Below are 23,607 nucleotides of genomic sequence, written 5' to 3' on the forward strand. Positions count from 1 at the left end.
AGTCCAGCTTTTGTCTGCAGGCCGGGGGACTTGTGGGTCTCGAAACCTGGGTGTGGGCTGCTATCGTCTCGCCCATGTCCATCCTGATTCTTGACGACGACCCCGATGTCGGCATCGCGGCCAAGCTGCTCTTGCAGCGGCGCTTTGGCCCGGTGCGCCTCTTGCAGCAGCCCGCCGATTTGAGCGCAGCGCTGGATGCCGAACCGGTCGAACTGTTGCTCTTGGACATGAATTTCCTACCCGGCCGCATCGACGGTGCGCAGGGTCAGGCGGTGCTGGCCGAGGTGATGCGGCGCGCGCAGCCGCCCGCCGTGATCGTGATGACGGCCTATGCCGAGGTGAACTTGGCGGTGGCAGCCTTGAAGGCCGGCGCTTTTGACTTCATCACCAAGCCCTGGAACAACGACAAACTGCTCGCCACCGTTGCGGCGGCGCTGGCCAGCCGCAAGCCCAAAGCTGAGGTGGCTTCGGCCTTGCTGGGCGAGTCGAGGGTGATGCATGAGTTGCGCTCGCTGATCCGCAGCGTGGCGCCCACCGATGCCAATGTGCTGGTGCTGGGCGAGATGGGTTCCGGCAAGGAATTGGTGGCGCGCGAGATCCATGCTTTGTCCAAGCGCGCCGGCCAGACCTTTTTGTCGGTGGACCTCGGCGCCTTGAGTGATAGCACGCTGGAGAGCGAACTCTTCGGCCACAAGCGTGGCAGCTTCACCGATGCGCGCAGCGAGCGCCTGGGGCGCTTCCAAGCCGCGCAGGGTGGCACCTTGTTCTTGGATGAGGTGGCGAATATGCCGCTGGCGGCGCAGGCCAAGCTGCTGACCGTCTTGGAGCGTCGCGAGGTGACGCCGCTGGGCGCGGATGCGGCCGTGCCGATTGATGTGCGCATCGTCAGCGCGACCAATCTGGACGAAACCGCGCTCTTTGATGCGCAGCGCTTTCGCCCCGATTTGCTGTATCGGCTGAACACCATCGTGCTGCGCCTGCCGCCGCTGCGCGAGCGACGCGAAGATATCCCCTTGCTGGCCCAGCATTACCTGGCCCATTACGCGGCGCAGTATCAAAAAACCGACCGTGCGCTCTCGCCGCAGGCTTTGGCCGGTTTGATGGCGCGCGATTGGCACGGCAATGTGCGTGCGCTGCGCCATGCCTGTGAGCGCGCCGTGATCTTGGCGCCCGGCGAACAGTTCGAATTGGCGGACTTTGCTTTGCAGCGTGCGCCCCAAGCTTCAGCTGCTTCGCCGCTTGCGCCGGCTGTCACCGCTGATTCAGCCGAGGCCAGCCCGGCCCTGTTGCCGCTTAGCGAGCGCGAGCGCGCCGCGCTGGAAGAGGCCATGCAGGCGGCCCAGGGCAATATCAGCCAGGCCGCGCGCTTGCTGGGCTTGAGCCGAGCCGCGCTGTACCGCCGCTTGGAGAAATATGGACTCTAGACGCCGCCTGCGGCCCTGGCCCGCCGTGCTGGGTCTGGTCTTGATGCTGCTGGGCGCGGGCCTGGCCGGCTGGCAGCATGAATCGCCCCGGCTGGTCGTCTTGGCGCTGCTGCCCGCCATGGCTGGTCTGCTGCTTGCCTGGCGCTGGGGCCGGCGTGTGCTGATGCAAATGGATCTGGACGCGCAGTCACGTGAACAGGCGGGGCTCAGCTTTCAGGGCTCGGTCGATCAGCTGACGCGGCAGCAAAACCTAGCGCTCGAATCCAGGCTGGAGCATGCCCCGGTGGCTCTCTGGCAATGGAGTCGCCAAGGCGCAAACCTAGCTGACTCGGTGCAGGCGCTCAACAACGCCGCCCGGCGCATGCTGGCGCCCGGCGGCGCCCGTGATCGCGCGGATTTGCTCGCGCAGATCGCTGCGCATGCACAGGCCGAGGCGCAGGGGTCGAGCGAGCACAGCGTCTTCAGCTATGAAAGCGAACGCGGCACCGAGCGCTGCCTCTTGGCCAGCCGAGAGTTGGTGATGCAGCAGCAGTCGGCGCGGCTCTTGGCGCTGATGCCGGTCGAGTCGGAGCTGGAGGCCGAGACCCTGAAGGCCTGGCGCCAGCTGGTGCATGTCTTGACGCACGAGATCATGAATTCGTTGACGCCGATTGCGTCGCTGTCGCGCACCGCGCAAGACTTGTTGCGTGAGGCGCCGCTGCCCCAAGCCGACCGGCAAGACCTGACCCTGGCGATGGACACCATCGCTCGCCGTGCCGACGCCTTGGCCACTTTTGTGGGCAACTACCGTCGCGTCAGCGAGTGGCCGGAGCCCAAGCTGGAGCCGATTCTGCTGAGCGAGCTGTTTGCCCGCTTGGAGCAGATGGTGGGGGCGGACTGGCGGGCACGCGGTGGCGAGGCCAAGTTCGAGTTGGAGTCCCCGAGCCTGAGTCTGATGGCCGATGCGGGTCAGCTGGAGCAGGCGCTGCTGAACTTGATCAAGAACGCCGCTCAAGCCTGCGTCGAGCAAGACAAGCCGCGACTGACGGTGCGCGCCCGCTTGGTGCGCGGCGCGCGGCTGAGCCTGGAGGTGCGCGACAACGGCCCCGGCGTGCCGGCCGGCATGGAGAACGACATCTTCCTGCCCTTCGTCAGCACCAAGCCTTCATCGCTGCAAGACAAGGCCGCCGGCGGCCAGGGTATTGGCCTGGCCGTGGTGCGCAATCTGGTCCATGGCATGGGCGGCAGCGTGCGCTACGTCAAGCCGGTCAGCGGCGGCGCTTGCTTTGTGCTGACGTTTTAAATCAGCGCAGGATGCGGCGGCTGGATCGCTCCCTGGGCAGGCGCACTGCGCCCTAGCTCAAAGGCCGCCTGGAATTGCGGCAGCTGGCTGGGCACCTGCTCCAGCGCCCGGACCAGGCAGACCGCTGCCGCGCCTTGTTCGGCGCAGGCTTGCACCTGCTCGGGAGAAAGAATGCCGCCAATCGCCACCACCGGGCAGCCGGCCATGCGCACCCACCAGGCCAGGTTGTCCATGCCTTGGGCCTGCCAGGGCATGGTTTTGGTGGTGGTGGGCCAGACCGGGCCGCAGGCGATGTAATGCGGAGCCAGGCCGCGAGCCCGCGCCAGCTCCCACAGGCTGTGGCTGGACAGGCCCAACAGGACGCCGCTGCTCAAGAGGTTTGCGCGCTCATCAGGGCTCAAAGCACCCCAGTCTTCCTGCCCTAGATGCAGGGCCTGCGCTCCCGCCGCCAGGGCGATTTGCCAATGGTCATTGATCCACAAGCGAGTTGGGCTGCCGGCCACCGCTTGCAGTGCAGCGTCGATGGCAGCGCGCAGTGCTTGTTCGTCACGCACCTGCTCAGGTTTGATGCGCAGCTGGATCTGCGGCAGGCCCGCCGCGGCCAGTTCGGCCACACGCTCGGCACGCTCGGTGATGGCGTACAGGCCCAGCGGCGCTGGCGCTGCGGGTTCGCGGCGCAACACTTCGGTCCAGCGGGTCAGCTTGGCAGGGTCCAGCGGCTCGGCGCCAAAGCTCATCACCGGCATGGCGCGCGGCTCGAACAAAAACCCAGGCCCCGCTCGCACCGGGCCTGAACCTGCACCAGCGGCATAACCGTCACGCACAGCGCACCAGGTGGCCATCTTGGCCAGCAGCACCGCGTCAGGCATGGCGAAGCCACGCGCGGTGGCTGCCGCCGCTGCGCTGGTGAAGCTGCAGCCGCTGCCATGGTGATGAAAGGACGGCAGGCGTGGCAGCGCCAGATAGCCGCTGGCCAAGGGGCTGCTCAGCCAGTCGATGGCCAGCGCGTGCGTGGTGCTGACATCATCTCCTCCGGTGATGCAGACGCTGGCGGTGCCCAGTGCTTGCAGCGCCGCTGCCATGGCTTGCGGCTCGCCCGTGCCAGGTGCCAGGCCCAGCAGGCGCTCGGCCTCGCGCCGATTCGGCGTGACCAGATCGGCGCGCGGCAGCAGTTGCTCGCGGTAGGCGCGCAGCAGGGCTTCGTGGCCAAAGTCGGCGCCACCGGCGCTGGCGCTGAGCACCGGGTCGACAAACAGGGCGACCGGCCCGACTTGCCGCAGCTGATCCACCACTTCGCAGAGCAGTTCGATCTGTGCGGCCGAGCCCAGCAAGCCGGTCTTGATGGCGCAAGGCCGCAAATCGCTGGCGAGTGCTTGCAACTGGGCGCGCAGTTGCTCAATGGGGACGGGCCACAGGCTTTGCACGCCCAGCGAGTTCTGCGCCGTTAGCGTGGACAGCACCGGGCACAGATGCACGCCAAAGGCCGCGGCCATGCGCGCGTCGGCCGAGAGCCCGGCGCCGCCGCCGCTGTCGTTGCCGGCTATCGACCAGATGATGGGTGGGGCCAGGTCTTGCGACCAAGTCATGGCGCATCCCCGAGCAAGAAGGCATGGCCGCTCACCGGGGTGGAGGGCACGGCGAAGTCTTGTGCTGACATCAAGCCTGCACGGTAGGCTTTGCGGCCGGCGCGAATCGCATCGCGGAAGGCCTCGGCCATGCTGACCGGGTCGGTGGCTTGCGATACCGCCGAGTTCAGTAGTACGGCGTCAAAGCCCATCTCCATGGCCAGGGCCGCGTGTGAGGGCGCGCCAATGCCGGCGTCGATGATCAGCGTGGCGTCGGGCAAGCGCTCGCGCAGCACCCGCAGCGCATAAGGGTTCAATAGTCCTTGGCCGGAGCCGATGGGCGCGCCCCAGGGCATCAGCACCGGGCAGCCGGCGTCCAGAAGACGGCGGCACAAGATCAGATCGTCGGTGCAATAGGGCAGCACGGTGAAGCCCAGCTTGACCAGTTCGGTCGCCGCTTGCAGTAACTCGAAGGGCTCGGGCTGCAAGGTGTGTTCGTCACCGATGACCTCCAGCTTGACCCAGGGTGTGCCATAGAGCTCGCGTGCCATGCAGGCGAGCTGCACCGCCTCGCGGGCGCTGCGGCAGCCGGCGGTATTGGGCAGCAGGCGCGCGCCCTGGGTTTGGGCGGCTTGCAGGGCCAGGGCGACAAAGCCGTTGTCGCCCTCGGCCTGCAACGTGCGCTTGAGGCCGACGGTGAGAATCTGCGTGCCCGAGAGCTTGATCGCGTGCACCAGCGTCTGCGGGCTGGGGTAGCCGGCGCTGCCCAGCAAGAAGCGGCTGTTCAGCGTGACCTCGCCAATCTTCCAGCTGTCATGCGTGTTCGTCATGGTGCTTCAACCTCCCACTATGGCTTTGAAGAGCAGCACTTGGTCGCCGTCTTGCAAGCGTGTTTGTTCGCGTGCCTCGCGGGCCACAAAGCGGCCGTTCAATGCGGTGGCCACGCTCTCGGGCGCGCGCTGCAAATGGCTGAGCAGATCGCTGATGGCGCTGGGCGCGGGCAGCTGCAGGCGCTCGTCGTCCAGAAAAATGGTGATGGAAGAAGGAGTAGCGATGGGGGTGGTGTTCACGTGAACCTCGTCATTCGTCGTTCAGGCTTGCCAGCTCGCTTTGCTGCAGCAAGCGTTGAAGCAGGGCCGGCGCCAGCAGCCAGCCGTGGCGGTACAGACCGTTCAGGCGCAGCAGGCCGGGCTCGCAATGGCTGTGGGGATGGTTGTCGGGCAGGGCGGGGCGCAGATTGCGGTCCAAGCGGGCGATGCGGGCTTCGGCCAGCGAGGGCATCACGCTGTGCGCCGCCGCCATCAGTTCGACGGCGGTTTTGAGGCTGACCGGGCTGCGGTCTTCGCTTTCAATCTCGCTGGCGCCCAGCACCAGTTGATCGCGGCTGCGCGGCACCAGATAGATGCGGTGGCGTGGGTGCAGCAGGCGCAGCGGGCGGACTAGCCCGTGGCCGGGCAGATCCAGCGTGATGACTTCGCCGCGCACCCCGCGTAGCTGCGGCAGCTGCGGCTTGGCGCCGAGGCCGCGGGCGTCGAGCGCCCAATCAAAGCGACGGGTTTCGCCATTGCTGAGTTGCAACTGGCCCGGCTCAACCGCAACGATTGCTTGTTTCCAATGCCAGTTCGCCTCAGCGCGGGCATGCAAGGCCGCCATCAGCTCGACCGGGTGGATCAAGCCTTCGCCCGCCAGCGACCAGGCTTGCAGGCCCGGCAGCAGCGCAGGTTCCCGCTGCGCCAGCTGAGCTGTACTCAAGGGCTGGGCCTGCGCCAAGCCGCTGGCGCGCAGCCGGCTCAGCACCCGCTCGGCCGCACCCAGGTCCTGCCGGTGCGCCAGCAAAAGGCTGCCCTCCAGCGCCAGGCAAGACCTGACCCCCAGCGCCTCGGCAATGCCCGGCCAGAGCTGCAGCGAGGCCAAGCCCAGGGCCGCGATCTCGGGCGAGGCCGCCTCCAGCTCGGCCATGGGGCTGAGCATGCCGGCAGCGGTGAAGGCGGCCGCGCTTTGGCCGTCGAAGCGCGGCAGGGCGTCGGGTGCGGGGTCGAAGACTTCGACCGAATGGCCGGCCCGGCTCAAGCCCCAGGCCGCCAGGCGCCCGACCAGGCCCGCGCCGGCGATTCCTATCGTGGCCACTTCGTTCAAGCCTTGTTGTCCTTAGGACTGTTGTCCACGGCGATCGGAATGTAGATCTCGCCGCCCTGCGCCTTGAACTCGGCGCTCTTCTGAGCCATGCCCGCCAGTCCCTCGCTGTACTCGCGTACATCCTGGGTGATCTTCATCGAGCAGAACTTCGGCCCGCACATGGAGCAGAAATGCGCCACCTTGGCGCTGTCCTTGGGCAGGGTTTCGTCGTGGAAGTCGCGCGCGGTTTCGGGGTCCAGGCCGAGGTTGAACTGGTCGGTCCAGCGGAAGTCAAAGCGCGCTTTCGACAGGGCGTCATCACGCGCCCGCGCCCCCGGGTGGCCCTTGGCCACATCGGCCGCGTGGGCGGCAATTTTGTAGGCCATCAAGCCGGCCTTGACGTCGTCGCGGTTCGGCAGGCCCAGGTGTTCCTTGGGGGTGACGTAGCAAAGCATGGCGCAGCCGAACCAGCCGATCATGGCCGCGCCAATGCCGCTGGTGATGTGGTCGTAGCCGGGCGCGATGTCGGTGGTCAAGGGGCCGAGCGTGTAGAAGGGTGCTTCGTCACAGTGCTTGAGCTGCTCGGTCATATTGGCTTGGATCAGGTGCATGGGCACGTGTCCTGGGCCTTCGATCAGCGTTTGCACCTCGTGCTTCCAGGCGATCTTGGTCAGCTCGCCGAGCGTGCGCAGCTCGGCGAACTGCGCTTCATCATTGGCGTCGGCCAAGGAGCCGGGGCGCAGGCCGTCGCCCAGCGAGAAGGTCACGTCATAGGCCTTCATGATTTCGCAGATCTCTTCGAAGTGCGTGTACAGGAAGTTCTCTTTGTGATGCGAGATGCACCACTTGGCGAGGATGGAGCCGCCGCGCGAGACGATGCCGGTGCGGCGCTTCACCGTCATCGGAATGAAGGGCAGGCGCAAGCCGGCATGGATGGTGAAGTAGTCCACGCCTTGTTCGGCTTGCTCGATCAGGGTGTCGCGGAACAGCGCCCAAGTCAGGTCTTCGGCCACGCCGCCGACCTTCTCCAGCGCTTGGTAAATCGGCACAGTGCCGATGGGCACGGGGCTGTTGCGGATGATCCAGTCGCGGGTGGTGTGGATGTTGCGGCCGGTGCTGAGGTCCATCACCGTGTCGGCGCCCCAGCGGGTCGACCAGACCAGTTTTTCTACTTCTTCTTCGATGGAGGAGGTGACGGCCGAGTTGCCGATATTGGCGTTCACCTTCACCAGGAAGTTGCGGCCGATGATCATCGGCTCCAGCTCCGTGTGGTTGATATTGGCCGGGATCACCGCGCGGCCGCGCGCCACCTCGTCGCGCACAAACTCGGGCGTGATCAGCTCGGGGATGCTGGCGCCGAAGGAGTTGCCGCGCAGGCGGGCTTCGCGCCCTGCGTCTTGCTGGTACTCGTGCATCCACTCGAGCTTTTGATTCTCGCGGATGGCGATGTATTCCATCTCGGGCGTGACGATGCCGCGGCGCGCGTAGTGCATTTGGGTGACGTTGGCGCCCTGGACCGCACGGCGTGGCTGGCGGCGCAGGCCGGCGCTCATCTGCATCAGCTGCTCTTGCTGGCTGGCCTCGCGCAGACCGTCGTCGATCAGTTGGATGGGGCGGCCTTCGTAGACCTCGGTGTCGCCGCGCGCTTCCACCCAGGGGGCGCGAGTGGCGGGCAGGCCGGTCTTGACGTCGATCGCCGCTGAAACATCGGTGTAGGGGCCGGAGGTGTCATAGACGCTGACCACCTCGCCATTGGTCAGGCTGATGGCGCGCATGGGCACGCGCAGCTCGGGGTGGCGCTCGCCGGCGATGTAGATCTTGCTGGAGCCGGGCAAGGGTGTGCGCGTCAGTTTCAGGCTGGAGTTCAGGGCCTTGATGGTGTTCAGGCCGGGGTCGGTCACGGTGTTCATCGGTGGCTTTCTCGTTGGCAGGTGTGTGCTACGAGGGCCGAAACGTTGTCGGTGGTGGACCGGCGTCAGAATGGGACTGTCCCTGGGCATTGCCGGTGATGGCACTGCGGCGGGCGAGGGATGGGGCCTTGGCGGTGCGAGGGGTGGAGGCGGCTGTGGTGACAGCGGCCGGCCCCGGAACACATCCAGGGCCCGCAACCCCAGGCAGGGGGACGGGCTCTTCTTACGCCGGTATCAACCGGATCAAGTTCAGCGGGTCTATGGCTTCCACCACATCTCAGCCCGGCATCTCGTCAATGTTCGTTTGAACAAAACAACATGCAGCAGGGCACCCCGGAGCAAGTGCGCAGTATAGATGTGCATTAGTTCATGTGCGGCCAAGCCATTAAGTAAAAACCCGACACTCGTTTGAGTGGGGGCTGTGTCTAAACTGCCGGCCTCTGGCGTCGCCGTATTGCGCCCTCTGATGTGATTGGCTTTGTGTTGGAGTGTCTCTTCATGTTTCGACGCTTGCGCCTGGCGGTGATGACGATGCTGGGCACTTCTTTGGCTCTTGCCGTTCAGGCACAGAGTGCTGCTCCTAGCCCCGCTGCCGCCAGCGCTGAAGCGCGGGCCCAGCAGCAAGCCGACAAGGTTTTCACCTGGATACGCCTGCACGCCGAGAAGCCGCAGGCCAAGCGCAACACGCCGGCTGCTGAGCCAGCAGCCAACAGCAATGCCGGCGCTCAGGCCAAGGCTGTGGCCAAGCCAGCGAGCAAGCCCACGTCCACGGCCTCCACTTCGGCCATTGCCGCCACTCCACCTACAGTGCCCGCTGACGCTGCGGCGGCGATTGCGGCGGTCTTGCCCTCAGGCAGTGACACCATGTCCTCAGTGCAGCGGCAACAGCCACCTCAAGAACTTGAGGTCGCACCGGCCACTACTGCCACCCCGAATGAAAAGACCGTGTTGGCTGCGGCCAGCTTGGCCGTTCCCAAGCCAGGCGTGCATGCGCCGGTGGCACCGGAGCCCGAGCCGGAGCCAGAACCGGCCCCGCTGAAGTTGCTGCACAAGGTTGATCCCGAGGTGCCGCGCCAACTGCAACGCGACTTCCGAGGCGGCTCGGTGAAGCTGCGTTTCACGGTGAAGGCGGACGGCTCGGTCGAGCAGGCCGAGGCCGTCAATGCCAGCAATAAGCGACTGGCCTCGGCAGCAGTCGCAGCGCTGACGCAGTGGCGCTTTGCGCCCATTGAGGCGCCACGCGTTGCTTCGGTGGAGATTGGGTTCCAAGTCGAGTAAGGGCCAGAACGGCAGCGGCGTCATTCCAATCGGTCGCTGGCGGCGCAGATACAAAATGGGGGCCAAGGCCCCCATTTCATTCTTCAAGGTCCGACGAGGCCGGTACGGCCTCAAGCCGCTCGGCGGCGTCGAACAAAAGTCAGCCCGATCAACGCAAGCAAGGTCAAGGCCAATGTTTGAGGCTCCGGCACGGAGGCGCTCACATCGGCGGCTCGCACCGGCAGCGCAAAGTAGAGATCCTTGCGGTCGGTGAGGTATTGGCCTCCGAATTGGGTATAGAAGCCCCATGCATAGTCAGAATTTGGTGGGAAAGTCGTAGCTGACCAATAGAAATCAGCCTGCACGTTCTTGAACAAGGCCAGATTGGCCTTTTCGACGGCACTGTCGCCGGCCTGGTTCAAGACGCTCTCACCGCTCTTGCCGCCCAGTGCTTCATAAAACAGATGACCCATTTCGCTGCCGGAACAGAAGGCGCCGAAGTATTGGTCAGCATGGCCGCCACCGGGGTTGTAGCTTTCGTTGCATTTCGATGGGGCCGTGGTGTTGGTGGAGGCCAAGCGCCAATCGTTGTGACCGGCGTAGTTGCTGGCGTTGAGCTTGGCGATCCAGGCCATGGATTCGCTCCATGTCATCCGGCCATCGCTGGCGTAGCCGGTGGTTTTGGCGAGGTTCCAGTCAGAGGCCCAAACAAGCTTGGTACTGCTGTCCAGCACTTGCTTGTCATCCAACTTGGTCAGGACCACTGGGCCCGCCTGTGCGGCGCCAGTCAAGGCCAATGCGCCCACCCAAATTGCCAAAGTCCTCATAGCTTTCTGCATGTTCAACCTCTTGGGCCTTGCCCGCAATAGAAGTAAAAAAGAACGAGCTTTTGCTGCTCAAGAAGCCCGTCCGTCTGGGTGAGAAAAGTGTAGGGGCCTGCCCTTTGCTCACCTGCCCTCACATGAGGGGACAGATTGAATTTCGCGTTAGCTAGTTCACGCGCATGGGTCTGTGCTCGCAGAAATTTGTCCGCCGAAATGCAGCGCTAGCCTCAAGCATTAGGGTGGCTTAGGTTTGCTTGGAAGGCCTGGCCTTGCCTTGAATTTTTGCGAAGTCTAGTTCCGTGTTTGTGGAAGGTTATGCAGGCGCCTACCATCTGCTGGAGTCGATGGTCTCGCGCGATTTGCGACTCCTGTGGCGTGTAGCAGTGGCTTGCTTGTCAAGCGCTCGTGGATGTTGCGTGATTTATTTCATGGTGCAAAAAGGTTTGTGTGAATTGGGCGTTAGCGTTTCCCTCAAGAGCTCGTGTGCTGTGCCGAATAGATCAGCGGTTATGCGCGGCTTGGCGCATACGCATTTCGTTGATCTCTGTCGGGCGTGGTGAGGCGCTCGTCACTCAGAAACCCGACTCAACCCTTCTTAGCCAAAAAACTCGCTGTCATGAAATCCAATCGTCGCTCCAACAAAATCGTCACCGCCCTGCTCGGCAGTGCACTCGTTCTTCAACATGCTGTACCCGCGTCTGCCGCTCAGTCGGTCTACAGCACCGCGGTCGTCGCCAACAACACGCCCGGTCAGATCACGGAAGATCTCACGCTGACGGTCGGCGTGGACTGGGACTGGGATGCTGGCGTCAAGCAGGTCAATAGCAATGGCGCGGTCACGCTGGATCGCGACGCCATCAAAAGCATCTTGACCGATGCCTCCGCGCTGATCTATGCCGCCACCGAGTCGCGGCACATGATCAAGAAGATCTATGTGTACCGGAACGTCAAGGACACCAACTACGACGTCACCCTGGTGAATGCCCACGGCAACAATTTGGTCGACTTGGCCGGTTGGGGTAAGCCCAACAAGCAAAACGTGGTCATGCTGTCGCACGAGTTGTTGAGCATCAGCAATGGCGCGGTGGTCAGCAACAACACGCCAACGCCGATCACCAATTCAGTGATTGGCGGAACCGTGGGTGTGGAAGTGGCGCGGGGCCTGCTGGGTTATTTGTACGGACTGGCCAGTGAGGGACAGAGTCCTGGCATCCCCTGCAATGTCAACCCAGCGGTCAGCTGCGATACCGATTCGGGCGCCCAGTCTTTGCTGAACCCGAATGCCAAGAATGAGGCGGGCGGGGCGGTGCGTCGCCTGACCACGCCGATGGACTACATCCAAAGCCGCTTCTTCCTGCGCGATGCGGAAAAAGCCCGCTTGGCGCCGGCGCCCGCCGTCACGGCGCAACAGCGCGTCTGGGCGAGCTCCACGGATTTTGGCCCGGACAAGACCTATGCCGTGGGCGCCAGTGCCTGGGAAATGCTGTCCCGTCCGGTGAGCAGCGACCCCAAGGGGGCGCTGGGCCTGGGCCGCACCGCCTTCCCCGCCCTGGCCGACTATGACTGGCAAAAAAACGTGCCCAACGGCACGGGTGTGCCCAGCACCTTGCCTGAGATTGTTTTTGTCGACACGGTCTATCGCAAGGATGTGGTGCTGGTGGACATCCTCCACGGCAGGCAGACCGACCGTGACAACCGCTTGGGCGCTGTGGCCCCGATCTTGCAGGCGGCCGCAGAGGCGGGCGGCTCCTTGTCGCAGTTTGCAATGATCTCGACGCCGGTCGTGGCGCAAGCCCCCTTCAACGACACCAGGGACACGGTCGAGGTCGATTGCAAAGGCCCGGCCGCCTCGATGGATGTCTTGCCGCAGAAGAACCCGGCGAACAATCTGATCGGCGCTGCGGCGAAGAAGGAAATTGCGTTCTCGCAGAACAAGGCCGACGGCGGCAATGATGCGCAGTACAAGCCCTCAGCCGCCGACTTGCAAGCTGTGTACGAGAAGTTTGTCGCCACCGCAAAGAGCCGTGTCAAGCCGGGGCCGGGGACGGTGGCGGCGACCTGCCCAGAAGACTACGGCAAATACTCGTTTGACAACGCGGTGCAGTACGCAGTCTCGGTGCTCAACAGCGACACCACCCGCACGGACGGGGGCTTCTCCACCATCCACTACATCACCGATGCCGAGCCGGGTCTGAGTGAAGAAACACTCAAGATGCTGAAGAAAAACCGTATCACCTTGAACACCTTGTTGATCAAGCAGGTGAACAGCACGCCGGCGCCCGCCAGCAACAAGCGGGTGGCGCAGTCGGTGCGCAGCGCGGGGGCCGTTGCGCCAGCTGCGGCCGCCAGCGCGGCCTTGACGCCGCTGCCCACGGGAACAATGTCTTTGGCCAAGTTGGCCGCTTTGACCGGCGGCAATGCCGCCACGGCCAAGACCGGTGCTGAGGCCGCCAAGAAGATGGCGCAGGCCAGCAATGAACTCTTGGGTCGTGCAGAGTCCACCATCTTCAGCGGCAGCGTCGACCCCTTGGCGGCCGACGCTTCGCAAACACTGAGCTTCCGTCTGGCCTCTCGCAACACCGACAACGATGTCTCCATCACCTTGTTCTTTGATGGCGATGACATCCAAAAGCTCACGCCTTCATTGCGTGACCCAAGCGGTGGCGTGGTGACTCTGCCCAGGTCGACCGACACCAAGGCCTCAGGCAGTGTGGGCGGCTATGGCTACAACATTCAGCCCAGCGAGGGGACTTACGAGATCACCGTCCCGGCCAAGCTGGCGTCACGCGCCACAGGCGGCGAATGGGCCCTGAGCTTGAGCGCCGCCATCGATATGGTCGAGGCGCTGAGCGTGGACGTGTCTTCGCAAGGGGGCTCGCCTTTGAACGTGACCATGGTGGGCGGCACGGCGGCAGACAAGCGGCCGCTGGTGATCACGGCTGAGTTGGGCAGTGGCCAGAAAAAGGCCCTGAATGCCAGCTTGGTGGCGACCGTCTACGACCGCGAGGGTAATGTGGTGCTGGAGAACATTGCGCTCAGCGATGACGGTCAAAACGGCGACTATGTGAAGTCTGACGGGGTGTACACCGCCAATTTGGGCGGCAAGCTCCCCTTGGGTGACTATGAAGTCACTGTGGAAGGCACGGTGGGCGCAGCTTCCAAGTTGTTGGACGGCAGCGCGGCTGAGGCCTTCACTCGCGAGGCCAATGCTGAGTTCTTCGTTGAGGACCAGACCACGATGACGCAGTTTGCGGCAGCGGCGGACAAAGCGGCCGCCGATTCGGCCGCCGCTGCTGCCGTGGCTGCAGAAGCGGCGAAGAAGGTGGCGCAGGAAAGGGCCAATGCTGAAGCAGCGTCGGCCAGCGGCGGCGGTTGCACCACCAACCCTGATGGCCGTGATGCCAGCTTGGCCCTCCTGTCCGGCTGGGCGCTGCTGGCCCTGGCGCTGCGTCGCCGTCTGCCCTTCGGCAGCAAGCGCTGAGCATGGGCCAACGGGGCCAGCACAGCGCCGGCGCTGAGACGGCGATGACGCAGCCCCTGGGCGCTGCGGCTGGCCCACGTGGCAGCCTTGAAAGTCGCGGTGAAAGCAGCCCCATCGCCGACTTGGGCGGTGGGCGCTGCCGCTCCTGGGCTCTGCTGGGGTGGCCCGCAGCGATGGCGCTAGCGGCGCCCTTGCTGGCTTGGGGCGCCCATGCGGTCTTGGGGCGGCAGATCGCACCTGGCGCCGTCTCGGGCTGGTTGTGGTGTCTGATGGGGGCGCCGCTTCTGGAAGAGGCCATCTTCCGCTGGGGCTTGCAGGAGTCGCTCACACAGGCCCTGGGTCGGGCCGTCGGGCGCCAAGGCTCATGGCTCGCTCATGGCGCGGCCAATCTGCTCGCAAGCCTGGCTTTTGTGATCTCGCATCAGCCGGGCCTGCCACTTTGGGGGCGGCTGGACCTCCTGGTTCCCAGCCTGGCGCTCGGGCTTTTATGGAGCCAGCGCCGGCAGTACTGGCTGTGCGTGGGCATGCATGCTTGGTTCAATCTCTGCTTGGCCGGCATCTCAGGCTTGCATTGAGGGGGCATTGTTTGCTCCGGCCTTGCTTAGCGGTGTGGCGCTGCAGTAGACGCTGCAGCGCGGCGGCGCCGTATGGGACTGCATGGGGCCTAGCGAGCCCGGATATCTTGTTTGCGTTGGCCTGCAAACAATCAAGCACGCAATGAAAGCGGGGTTTCACTAGAATTCCGCATCAAAAGGCCAAGAGTCCCAGCTCGGGATTCAGGAGTTTGGCCCGGCGGTTCGGCCGGGTGAGGCGGGCCTTGGTGTTGTCTTCCCCTCTCACGCCCATGCAGGACCTCCCTCAAAACGCGCTTGTCCAGGTGGCCGCCTACTTCCAGGTCTTGTCTGAGCCCACGCGCCTGCAGATCCTGAACCTCTTGCGTCAGCAAGAGCGCAAGGTCGGCGAGCTGGCCGAGTTGTGCAATTTCAGTGCCGCCAACGTATCGCGTCATTTGAGCGTGCTGCAGCAGCACGGCTTTGTCGAGCGCGAAAGCCGTGGTACCAGCGCCTTCTACCGCATTGCCGACCCCTCGGTCTATGACTTGTGCGACCTGGTCTGCGGCAGCATTGCCCGGCGCAGTGAGCAAGAGGCCCAGCAAAGAGCGGTGTTCAAGGCTGCACGCTGAAGCTCGGCTCTGCGTTCAGTTGGCGTCAAGATGAAATTGCGACACCGCAGCGCCCAGCCTTTGTGATTGTTCGCGCAGGCTCTCTGCCGCAGCTGCTGACTGTTCGACCAAGGCCGCGTTTTGCTGCGTCATTTGGTCGAGCTGGTTGATCGCTTGGTTGACGTTGCCGATGCGCTGGCTTTGGTCTGAGGTGCCGCTTGCAATATCGCCAATCATGTCGCTGACATGCTGCACCGAGGCAACGATCTCGTCCATGGTTTTGCCCGCGTCTTGAACCAGTTGTGAGCCGGCACCGACCTGTTCGACACTGGCGCCAATCAACTGCTTGATCTCGCGTGCCGCCGCTGCGCTGCGCTGCGCCAGCGAGCGCACCTCGCTGGCGACCACGGCAAAGCCACGGCCCTGTTCTCCCGCGCGCGCTGCCTCGACGGCCGCATTCAGCGCCAGGATATTGGTCTGAAACGCGATGCCATCGATCACCCCGATGATGTCGCCGATTCGGCGCGAACTCTGGTTGATGCGGTCCATTGTGGAGACGACCTCAGACACGACGATGCCGCCGCGTTGAGCAACTTCCGCTGCCGAACTGGCGAGTTGTTTGGCCGTCATGGCGGCTTCAGCGCCTTGGCGCACGCCGCCGGTCAGCTGATCCATCGAGTTGGCGGTGCTCTGAAGATTGGATGCGGCCTGCTCGGTGCGCTCGCTGAGATCCTGGTTGCCGGCCGCAACCTCGACGCTGGCGCTTTCGATGAAACGCGTGGACTCGCGCACTTGGTTCACCAGTTGGCGCAGCGAGTCCTGCATGCTTTTCAATGAGCCGAGCAGGTCGGCCGCCTCGTCATGACCTTCGACGCGGATCTGCCGGTTCAAATCGCCCGATGCGATCGCCTGGGCCACGGTTCGGGCGTAGCTGATCGGGCTGGTGATCGTGCGTGAATTCAGCAGTGTCAAGGGCACCACCAGCAGCACGACCACGGCCAGCACGCCCAAGAAGGCGTAGCCAATGCGTTGCATCGAGGCGTCGAAGCTGAGCTGAGTTTCGTTGGCCTCTTGCTCAACGATGGTGGCGATCTTGCTCACCCGTTCTTCGACCCCGCTCATATGGGCTTTGGCCCGACCCAGCATGCGGTCAGCTACTTTGGCGGTATCAAAGCCTCCGTCTTGAATCTGCGCTAGCACCGGCAGCGAGGCCTTGCTGTAGGCGTCCATCAGTTCAGTGGCCTCGCGGGCCAGGGCGTTGTCTTCGTCCTCTTCGCCTTGCAGCAGCGAGACCAAGCCGACTTTCGTTCGCTTGATGGCGGCCTGCCAGCCTTCGCGCGCCTTGAGGACCGCGACACCGTCCTCGTAATTGATCACCATCTCTTTTTCCAGCAGCCGCACATCGGCGAGTGCGCTGCGGATCTCAGCGAGTTGGGTCAGCTCCTTGACGGAGTGCTCCATGAACTCGGTGTTCAGCGACTTGAGCTGCTGGCCCCCAAGAAAACCGGTGATCCCGACCAGGGCAAACATGCCGAGCACAATGGCGATGGCTCCTAGCATGCGTGTGCGGATCGTGAAACGGCGCATCCAGAAAGTCAGATCCATGTCCTATCCTCCGAACAAAGCTGTCAGGGGCCGAGCGAACAATGGCCCAGATCTCACGGGCAAGCCTGCGATGAAGACAACGGTTAGTTGCGCAGCAGTGCTTGGCAAAGTATGGCACGGCTTGCTTGAGCGGCAACACCCCCCCCGCGGTCATTCTGGTCGCGCGCGCTACACCTTCGGCTCACTCCTCGTAAGCGCTAGATGCTGTGGGCGCCATCCAGGACTATGCTGGCTGAACCCAAGGGAGGCATCACATGCACAGCAACTCGCTCCAGCCCGCGTACCTGAACTCGCTGATGACCGCAGGCGCGAATCTTGAGCTGAGCTACAACGATCTGGCGCCCCATGCCAGCGACCGCATGGCCTCGGCCTTGGCGATCGCAAAGCATGCCAAGGAAGTTGAACGGCAGGTCAAGTTCCTCGGCATCAGTGCCAGCACGGTGGGCCTCAAGAGCTTGGCCGATGCGGGTGGTGGTTTTGTCACCTTCGCGCTGGTGAACTGAAGTGCAGCAAGCCCCGGGCTGAAGGACTTGGCACTATCCGCTCAGCCCTGTCCCGGGCAATTCGACAGCGCCCCCGCCAAAGCTTCCAAGAAGACCCGGGTGCGCAGCGGCATCAAGCGGCGCTCTGGGAACACGGCCCAGCAGGGCACCGGGGCCAGGCACCAGTCCGGCAGGATGCGCACCAGCTCGCCGCGGGCCACATAGTCCTGAGCGAAATGTTCGCCCACAGCGGTGATGCCGACATCGGCACAAGCCATTCTCAGCAGCAGATCGGGGGCGTTGACCAGGGTACGGCGGCTCGGCAGGCCTTGCCAGCGCAGCTCGGGGGCGCCTTCGCCCTGGCTTTTGCGCAGGTCCCACGCCATGGGCTCGCCGGAGCGGCTCAGAATCATCAGGCCGTGGGCGTCTTGCAAGGCCTCGGGCATCAAGGGTTCGCCATGGGCATGCAGATAGGCCGGCGAGGCATACAAGCCATTGCTGAACAGGGCCAGGCGGCGCGCGGCCAGCTGGCTGTCCTCAGGCAAGGGGCCCATGCGCACGGCCAGGTCGAAGCCTTCGGCAATCAGGTCCACCCGCCGGGGTGACAGGTCCAGGGACAGCATCACCTCGGGGTAGTCCAGCACAAAGCGGCTGAGCATGCGGCTCAAGGCCAGATTGGCCAGGTCGCCCGGCATCGAGACGCGCAACCGTCCACGCGGGCGTTGTTGCCGATGCAGGGCCAGGGCCAGGGCGCCATCCACCTCGCCGGCCAGGGCGCGGGCATGCTCCAAGACGCCGGAGCCGAACTCGGTCAGCGTCAGGCTGCGGGTGCTGCGCTGCAAGAGCTTTTCACCCAGGCGAAGCTCCAGCGCAGCCACTCGGCGCGAGACCGTGGATTTGGGCAGATTGACCCGCTCGGCCGCGCGGCTGAAGCTGCCGGCCTCCACCACCCGGGCAAAAAGCAAAAGGTCGTCAGCGTCCAGGCTCATGGTTTCTTTGGGTTTGATTGGTGCATTGGTGGAACGATGTTATCCAATTCAATGGCTTCTGGTGCAAATCGAATATCAATACAGTGAGGCCATCGTCAACACAAGACGCTCACTCAGCGCCAGATAGAAGGACCCCGCCATGAAGATTCTGCAAATCAACTCCAGCGCCCGCCGCCTGCAAGAAGACGGCCAAGGCTCCAACTCCACCCGTCTGGCGAATGAGCTGGTGGCGGGTCTGCTGAGCCAAGCTCAAGCCCAGACTCAGGCTGCCGAGCTTGAAGTCTTGGACCTGGCGGTGCAGCCGCATCCGGTGCTGGACGAAGCCGCGCTGCAAGCGATGTTCACCCCGGCCGAAAGCCGCAGCCCGGCCCAAGCCGAGCGAGTGGCTTTGGACATGGCCTTGGTGGAACAGCTGCGCTCGGCCGATGTGCTGGTGCTGGCCGTGCCCATGATCAACTTCGGCGTGCCGGCACAGCTGAAGAACTGGATCGATGCGGTGGCCAAGGCCGGCGTCACCTTCCGCTACACCGCCAACGGCCCCGAGGGCTTGTTGACCGGCAAAAAGGTCTTTGTGGTGCTGACCCGTGGCGGCATCTACCGCGACCAAGCGTCCGACACCATGGTGCCTTATCTGCGCACCGTGCTGGGCTTCTTGGGCATGAGCGATGTGGAGTTCATCTATGCCGAAGGTCTGGCCATGGGGCCGGAGTCTGAGGCCCGCGGCCTGGTGGCGGCGCGTGAACAGATCGCCGCGCTGAGCGTCTGAAACCGGTGAAGCCGGCGAAGCCAATCGTTAGAAAGAAACGGAGCCCAGGGATGAACAAGACCGATCGCAAGACCAAGACCTGGCTGCGCCGCGCCGCGCTGCTCTTGTTGGCCCTGCCTTTGCTGGCGGCCGGCGCGGCCAAGCTGGCCGGTGTGCCGCAGCTGCATCTCAGCTTTGCCTTGATGGGCTTGCCCGCCTGGTTTGGCTATTTCATCGGCGCGGCCGAAGTGGCCGGGGCCATCGGCTTGCTCTTCCGGCCGCTGCGGGCCTGGGCGGCGTCTGGCATTGCGGTGGTGATGCTGGGGGCCTTGGGCTTCCATGCTTTGTACACACCGCTGAGCCAGGGCATTCCCGCGCTGATCGTGCTGGCTTTGAGTTTGGGCTTCTCCGGGCGCAGCCCCGAGCCCACACAATCAGCGCTCTCTGTTTGCACGCAGTAAAGACCAAGAAAACGAAGAAAGGCAGATCATGACAAGCACGACTCAAACCCTGAGACAGCCGCGCGCAGTGGAGCGCTTGATTGCCGGCCAGGCCACCAGCGACGGCGCCGGGGTCAAGCTGACCCGCGTCTTGACGCAAAACCTGCAACGTCGCCTCGACCCTTTTCTGATGCTGGATGCCTTTGGCTCGGACAAGGCGGACGACTATATCGCCGGCTTCCCCGACCATCCGCACCGCGGCTTCGAGACCATCACCTATATGCTGGAAGGCCGCATGCGTCACCGTGATTCGGCCGGCAACGAAGGCTTGCTGGGCAATGGCGGCGTGCAGTGGATGACGGCCGGGCGTGGCGTGATCCACAGCGAGTTGCCCGAGCAGGAAGAGGGCCGCATGGAAGGCTTTCAACTCTGGCTGAACCTGCCCAGCTTCGACAAGATGCGCGCGCCTTGGTACCGCGACATCCCCAGCGCGCAGATCCCAGAGTTGGAGGTGGACGGCGTCAAGGTGCGGGTGATTGCGGGCGAGAGCCATGGCATTGCCGGCGCGGTGCAGCGCGATCACACCGAGCCGCTTTATTTGGACCTGCATCTGGCGCCCGGTGTCCGCTTCAGCCAGGCCTTGCCTGAAGGCCATAACGCATTCGTTTATGTGTACCGGGGTGAGCTGCAGTTTGACGGCGGCGTGCTGGTGCCGCAGCAGCGCATGGCGCTGTTGGCCAACACGCCGGGCAGCGACGGGTTGGCTTTTAGCGCCGGTGAGGCTGGCGCGCGAGTCATCTTGGTGGCGGGGCGCCCCTTGAACGAACCGATTGCGCAGCACGGGCCGTTTGTGATGAACACGCAGGCCGAGTTGATCCAGGCGGTGCGCGACTTTCAGGCCGGTGTGCTTGCCTGAGGGGGGCAACAGTCCCCGGCGTGCCGTGCGGTATTGCGTCCTGATCCCGCCCAAGTTGTGATTCAGGCACTTCGAAGACGGTATCCTCGCGGCTTTGTGCGTGTGGATGAAGAAGCGGCGAGGGGCTCAAGAGGTGGTTCGATGGATGCTTGGCGTGATGTGTTGTGCGTTGTTGACGCTGCGTGTCGATGCCGCGCCTTTGCGTGTGCTGGTGGACACCAGTGCCTCGATGCCCTATGCCCGCTTTGAAGGTGGAGAGCTGCAGGAAGGCTTGAGCCGCGACTTAGGGATCGAGTTGGCACGCCGCTTGGGGCGTGAGGTGCAGTTTGTGCCCGTGGCCCGTAAGCGTTTGACCACGATGTTGCAGGCCGGGCAAGCCGATTTGGTGTGCGGTTATGCCCGCCATTGGCTGAGCGGCCCTTTTCAGTGGAGCCGACCGATGGCCCAGCACGAAGATATCTTGATCACCCGTGCCGATGCGCCGGCGCCGCGGCGGCTGAGCGATGTGGCCGATCAGGCGGTCGGCACCATTGCCGGTTTTCGATATTCGGGTGCCGAGCGACAACTCGGCACCCGATTCGTTCGTGATGACGGCCCCGATGCCCAGGCCTTGCTGCGGCGCTTGGCGGCCAAGCGAATCTCGCATGCGATCGTCAGCCGCAGCTACTTGGAGTTTCAGCGTTCGCAGGGCTTGTTCACGTTGGCAATGCATACGCCCTTGTTGGTCGACAAAGTCGCGCTGCGCTGTGCCTTGTCCCAGGATTCGGAACTGCATCTGAGGGAGTTGGACGAAGCCTTGTCAGCCATGCAGAAAGACGGTTTTCTGAGCCAACAGCGCTGAGTTCACGGCGCAGGGCGGCTTGCCTTATCGTGCCGCCTTCCAGCGATTGAGCAGCAAGGCATTGCTGACCACCGAGACGCTGGACAGCGCCATGGCCGCACCCGCAATCACCGGATTCAAGTAGCCCAAGGCCGCCAGCGGGATGCCCACCACGTTGTAGGCAAAGGCCCAAAACAGGTTTTGCCGGATCTTGGCGACCGTGCGGCGCGACAGATCGATGGCCTGCGCCACCAGCGCCGGGTCGCCATGCATCAGCGTGATGCCGGCCGCCGCCATCGCCACATCGGTGCCGGTGGACATGGCCAGGCCCACATCGGCGGCGGCCAGGGCCGGGGCGTCATTGATGCCGTCGCCCACCATGGCCACGCGTTGCGGGCCCGAATGAGCGGCGGCGGATTGCCCGGCAAGCTTCAGCTCGCTCACGATGCGTGCCTTGTCTTCGGGCAAGACCTCGGCCCGCACTTCGTCGATACCCAGTTGCTGGCCCACGTGGTGGGCGCTGCCGGCGTTGTCGCCGCTGAGCATGACGGTGCGAACGCCCATCTTGTGCAGGGCCTGCACGGCCGCCGCTGCGCTGGGCTTGATCTTGTCGCCGAAGGCCAGCAGGCCCAGCAGGCGCGGTGCGGTGCCAGCGGGGGACACATCGGCTAACCATGAAACCGTGCGGCCATGGCGCTGCAAATCATCGGCCTGCGCTTGCAAGTCGGTGGTTGCGACACCTAACTCTTGCATGAAGCGACTGCTGCCGAGGCGCAATTCCATCGTCGCGCCGCTGACCATCAAGCTTGCGGCCACACCGCGCCCGGCCACGGCCCGCATCTCGGTCGCCTGCGGAACTTCCACCGCCTTGCTAGCGGCCGCCTCGGCCACCGCATGGGCCAGCGGGTGCTCGCTTCCTGCTTGCAGCGCGGCGGTCCAGGCCAGCAACTGTGCTTCCTCGGTGCCGGGCGCAGACAGCAGGGCGATGAGCTGCGGCTTGCCGACCGTCAGGGTGCCGGTTTTGTCAAAGGCCACCACATCCAGCTTGGCTGCCAACTCCAGCGCCTCGGCGTCCTTGATCAGAATGCCATGCTGGGCGGCGACGCCGGTGCCGGCCATGATGGCCGTCGGCGTGGCCAGGCCCAAGGCGCAAGGGCAGGCAATCACCAGCACCGCGACGGCGTTCATTACCGCTTGTTGCCAGTCGCCACTGAAGAAGCCCCAGCCCAGCAAGGTCAGCAGGGCGAGACCGAAGACCACCGGCACGAAGACGGCGCTGACCTGATCGACCATGCGCTGGATCGGTGCCTTCTTGGCCTGGGCCGATTCCACCAGGCGAACAATGCGCGACAAGGTCGACTCGGCGCCGAGTGCGCGGACGCGCACCAGCAGCAAACCCTCGCCGTTGACCGCGCCGCCGACCACCTTGTCCTTGACCGCCTTGCTGACGGCCAAGCTTTCGCCGGTTATCAGCGATTCATCCACATGCGATGCACCTTCCAGAATCTCGCCGTCCACCGGGATGCGCTCACCGGGTCGCACCAGCACTTCGTCACCGAGGCGCAGCTGACCCAAGGGCAGCTCTTCTTCTTTGCCGTCGCGGCGCACCCGCGCGGTCTCGGGCTGCAGCTTTTTGAGCGCGCGAATCGCCTCGGTGGTTTGCCGCTTGGCGCGCGCCTCCAGCCACTTGCCCAGCAGCACCAGGGTGATGACGACGGCCGCCGACTCAAAGTACAGCGCCATCGTGTGCGGGCCGTTCAGCCACAGCTCATAGACCGACAAGCCAAAAGCCGCGCTGGTGCCCAAGGCCACCAACAAATCCATATTGCCGCTGCCTGCGCGCAGCGCGGCCCAGCCAGCCTTGTAGAAACGGCTGCCCAGCCAGAACTGCACCGGCAGTGTCAGCACCAGTTGCCAATAGCCATTCAGCATCCAGTGGCGGCCGAACAGCATGCCCAGCATCGGAAGCACCAGCGGGGCCGACAGCAGCGCTGCGATCAGCACCGGCCAGCCGCTGTGTTGCCAATCGGGCTTTATGGGGGCGGCGTCGGCATCTCCAGTCGGCAGGCGCGCGTCATAGCCGGCCTTGGCGATGGCTGCGATCAAGCTTTGCGCCACCACGGTGGCCAGCATGTGGACGCTGGCCGACTCGGTCGCCAGATTGACCTCGGCCGACAAGACGCCGGGCAACTTCAGCAGTGCCCGCTCGACGCGGCCGACGCAGGAGGCGCAAGTCATGCCGTTGATTTGCAGCGTCAGGGTTTTCTCAGGCAGGCTGTAGCCGGCGGCCTCAATGGCTTCCCGCAGCGGTGCCAAGCTCATCTCGCCACTGCCGCTGACCGTGGCGGTTTCGGTGGCCAGATTGACTTCGGCGGTCTGCACGCCCGTGACGCGCAGCAGGGCCTTTTCCACCCGCTTGACGCAGGAGGCGCAGGTCATGCCCGCGATGGGGAGGGTGAAGACTTGTAGCGCCGAGCTCTTGTTTGCGTTCATCATGGCTTCACTTTAAAGCTTGCCATCATGGGAAGGTCAAGCCTCGCTCCATTCTTAAGCCGATCTGCTGCGGCGGATTTAGGTTTACCCGGAAGAT

At 64.3% G+C, this 23,607-nt stretch carries 20 protein-coding genes and 1 riboswitch; of the genes, 11 read left to right on the forward strand and 9 right to left on the reverse strand.

The features are described 5' to 3' along the window. Positions 1-74 precede the first annotated feature (74 nt). Positions 75-1,424, forward strand: coding sequence for a sigma-54-dependent transcriptional regulator (locus tag ACOVRJ_RS10920; protein WP_422043879.1), 1,350 nt, complete (start codon positions 75-77; stop codon positions 1,422-1,424). After that, entirely contained in the window at positions 1,414-2,706 is a 1,293-nt protein-coding gene (locus tag ACOVRJ_RS10925; protein WP_422043880.1) for a sensor histidine kinase, read from the forward strand. The genes ACOVRJ_RS10920 and ACOVRJ_RS10925 overlap by 11 nt, the downstream gene beginning before the upstream one ends. Here ACOVRJ_RS10925 and ACOVRJ_RS10930 read toward each other — a convergent pair. From ACOVRJ_RS10930 to thiC, 5 genes are read right to left on the reverse strand one after another with little or no spacing between them, the layout of a single operon-like run. Further along, positions 2,703-4,292 (reverse strand): bifunctional hydroxymethylpyrimidine kinase/phosphomethylpyrimidine kinase, encoded by a 1,590-nt coding sequence (locus ACOVRJ_RS10930; protein ID WP_422043881.1) that lies wholly within the window; start codon positions 4,290-4,292, stop codon positions 2,703-2,705. The genes ACOVRJ_RS10925 and ACOVRJ_RS10930 overlap by 4 nt on opposite strands. After that, complete coding sequence (locus tag ACOVRJ_RS10935; protein ID WP_422043882.1) at positions 4,289-5,101, reverse strand: thiazole synthase; 813 nt, start codon at positions 5,099-5,101, stop codon at positions 4,289-4,291. The genes ACOVRJ_RS10930 and ACOVRJ_RS10935 overlap by 4 nt, the downstream gene beginning before the upstream one ends. Before the next feature lie 6 nt (positions 5,102-5,107). Continuing rightward, positions 5,108-5,341, reverse strand: coding sequence for a sulfur carrier protein ThiS (gene thiS, locus ACOVRJ_RS10940; RefSeq protein ID WP_422043883.1), 234 nt, complete (start codon positions 5,339-5,341; stop codon positions 5,108-5,110). A 10-nt stretch (positions 5,342-5,351) separates the two neighbouring features. Further along, positions 5,352-6,398 (reverse strand): FAD-dependent oxidoreductase, encoded by a 1,047-nt coding sequence (locus ACOVRJ_RS10945; protein ID WP_422043898.1) that lies wholly within the window; start codon positions 6,396-6,398, stop codon positions 5,352-5,354. 5 nt (positions 6,399-6,403) lie between these two features. Beyond that, positions 6,404-8,296 (reverse strand): phosphomethylpyrimidine synthase ThiC, encoded by a 1,893-nt coding sequence (gene thiC, locus ACOVRJ_RS10950; RefSeq protein WP_422043884.1) that lies wholly within the window; start codon positions 8,294-8,296, stop codon positions 6,404-6,406. Positions 8,297-8,499: 203 nt separating this feature from the next. Then, a riboswitch (TPP riboswitch) is annotated at positions 8,500-8,642 on the reverse strand. 152 nt (positions 8,643-8,794) lie between these two features. Here thiC and ACOVRJ_RS10955 point away from each other — a divergent pair. After that, positions 8,795-9,574, forward strand: a complete 780-nt coding sequence (locus ACOVRJ_RS10955; RefSeq protein WP_422043885.1) for a TonB family protein — start codon at positions 8,795-8,797, stop codon at positions 9,572-9,574. Between the two features lie 110 nt (positions 9,575-9,684). Here the strand turns inward: ACOVRJ_RS10955 and ACOVRJ_RS10960 are convergent, their stop codons facing one another. Further along, the gene (locus ACOVRJ_RS10960; RefSeq protein ID WP_422043886.1) at positions 9,685-10,380 is read right to left on the reverse strand and encodes a DUF1566 domain-containing protein; all 696 of its coding nucleotides are present in this window, start codon (positions 10,378-10,380) and stop codon (positions 9,685-9,687) included. 613 nt (positions 10,381-10,993) lie between these two features. On the opposite strand from ACOVRJ_RS10960, the gene ACOVRJ_RS10965 reads away from it, so the two are divergent. The 3 genes from ACOVRJ_RS10965 (at position 10,994) to ACOVRJ_RS10975 (ending at position 15,041) form a co-directional block, all read left to right on the forward strand. Next, entirely contained in the window at positions 10,994-13,858 is a 2,865-nt protein-coding gene (locus ACOVRJ_RS10965; protein ID WP_422043887.1) for a choice-of-anchor X domain-containing protein, read from the forward strand. 44 nt (positions 13,859-13,902) lie between these two features. Next, positions 13,903-14,433 carry a type II CAAX prenyl endopeptidase Rce1 family protein gene (locus ACOVRJ_RS10970; RefSeq protein ID WP_422043888.1) on the forward strand — a complete coding sequence of 177 codons (531 nt, stop codon included), beginning with the start codon at positions 13,903-13,905 and terminating at the stop codon, positions 14,431-14,433. Positions 14,434-14,702: 269 nt separating this feature from the next. Then, positions 14,703-15,041, forward strand: coding sequence for an ArsR/SmtB family transcription factor (locus ACOVRJ_RS10975; protein ID WP_422043889.1), 339 nt, complete (start codon positions 14,703-14,705; stop codon positions 15,039-15,041). A 15-nt stretch (positions 15,042-15,056) separates the two neighbouring features. Here ACOVRJ_RS10975 and ACOVRJ_RS10980 read toward each other — a convergent pair whose 3' ends face one another. Continuing rightward, positions 15,057-16,625 (reverse strand): methyl-accepting chemotaxis protein, encoded by a 1,569-nt coding sequence (locus ACOVRJ_RS10980; RefSeq protein WP_422043890.1) that lies wholly within the window; start codon positions 16,623-16,625, stop codon positions 15,057-15,059. A gap of 254 nt (positions 16,626-16,879) precedes the next feature. On the opposite strand from ACOVRJ_RS10980, the gene ACOVRJ_RS10985 reads away from it, so the two are divergent. Next, complete coding sequence (locus tag ACOVRJ_RS10985) at positions 16,880-17,128, forward strand: hypothetical protein (RefSeq protein WP_422043891.1); 249 nt, start codon at positions 16,880-16,882, stop codon at positions 17,126-17,128. A gap of 41 nt (positions 17,129-17,169) precedes the next feature. On the opposite strand, the gene ACOVRJ_RS10990 is transcribed toward ACOVRJ_RS10985, so the two are convergent. Further along, entirely contained in the window at positions 17,170-18,096 is a 927-nt protein-coding gene (locus tag ACOVRJ_RS10990) for a LysR family transcriptional regulator (protein WP_422043892.1), read from the reverse strand. Positions 18,097-18,235: 139 nt separating this feature from the next. Here ACOVRJ_RS10990 and ACOVRJ_RS10995 point away from each other — a divergent pair, with 139 nt between their 5' ends. The 4 genes from ACOVRJ_RS10995 to ACOVRJ_RS11010 all read left to right on the forward strand — a co-directional run bounded on the left by ACOVRJ_RS10995 (position 18,236) and on the right by ACOVRJ_RS11010 (position 21,038). Then, positions 18,236-18,862: an FMN-dependent NADH-azoreductase gene (locus ACOVRJ_RS10995; protein WP_422043893.1), complete on the forward strand. Its 627-nt coding sequence runs from the start codon at positions 18,236-18,238 to the stop codon at positions 18,860-18,862. A gap of 50 nt (positions 18,863-18,912) precedes the next feature. Further along, positions 18,913-19,302 (forward strand): DoxX family protein, encoded by a 390-nt coding sequence (locus ACOVRJ_RS11000; RefSeq protein WP_422043894.1) that lies wholly within the window; start codon positions 18,913-18,915, stop codon positions 19,300-19,302. 28 nt (positions 19,303-19,330) lie between these two features. Beyond that, positions 19,331-20,197, forward strand: a complete 867-nt coding sequence (locus ACOVRJ_RS11005; protein WP_422043895.1) for a pirin family protein — start codon at positions 19,331-19,333, stop codon at positions 20,195-20,197. 157 nt (positions 20,198-20,354) lie between these two features. Continuing rightward, the gene (locus ACOVRJ_RS11010) at positions 20,355-21,038 is read left to right on the forward strand and encodes a substrate-binding periplasmic protein (protein ID WP_422043896.1); all 684 of its coding nucleotides are present in this window, start codon (positions 20,355-20,357) and stop codon (positions 21,036-21,038) included. 24 nt (positions 21,039-21,062) lie between these two features. Here the strand turns inward: ACOVRJ_RS11010 and ACOVRJ_RS11015 are convergent, their stop codons facing one another. Further along, entirely contained in the window at positions 21,063-23,513 is a 2,451-nt protein-coding gene (locus ACOVRJ_RS11015) for a heavy metal translocating P-type ATPase (protein WP_422043897.1), read from the reverse strand. Between the last annotated feature and the right edge of the window lie 94 nt (positions 23,514-23,607).

Source organism: Roseateles sp., assembly GCF_049240545.1.
Classification (GTDB): Bacteria; Pseudomonadota; Gammaproteobacteria; order Burkholderiales; family Burkholderiaceae_C; genus Paucibacter_A.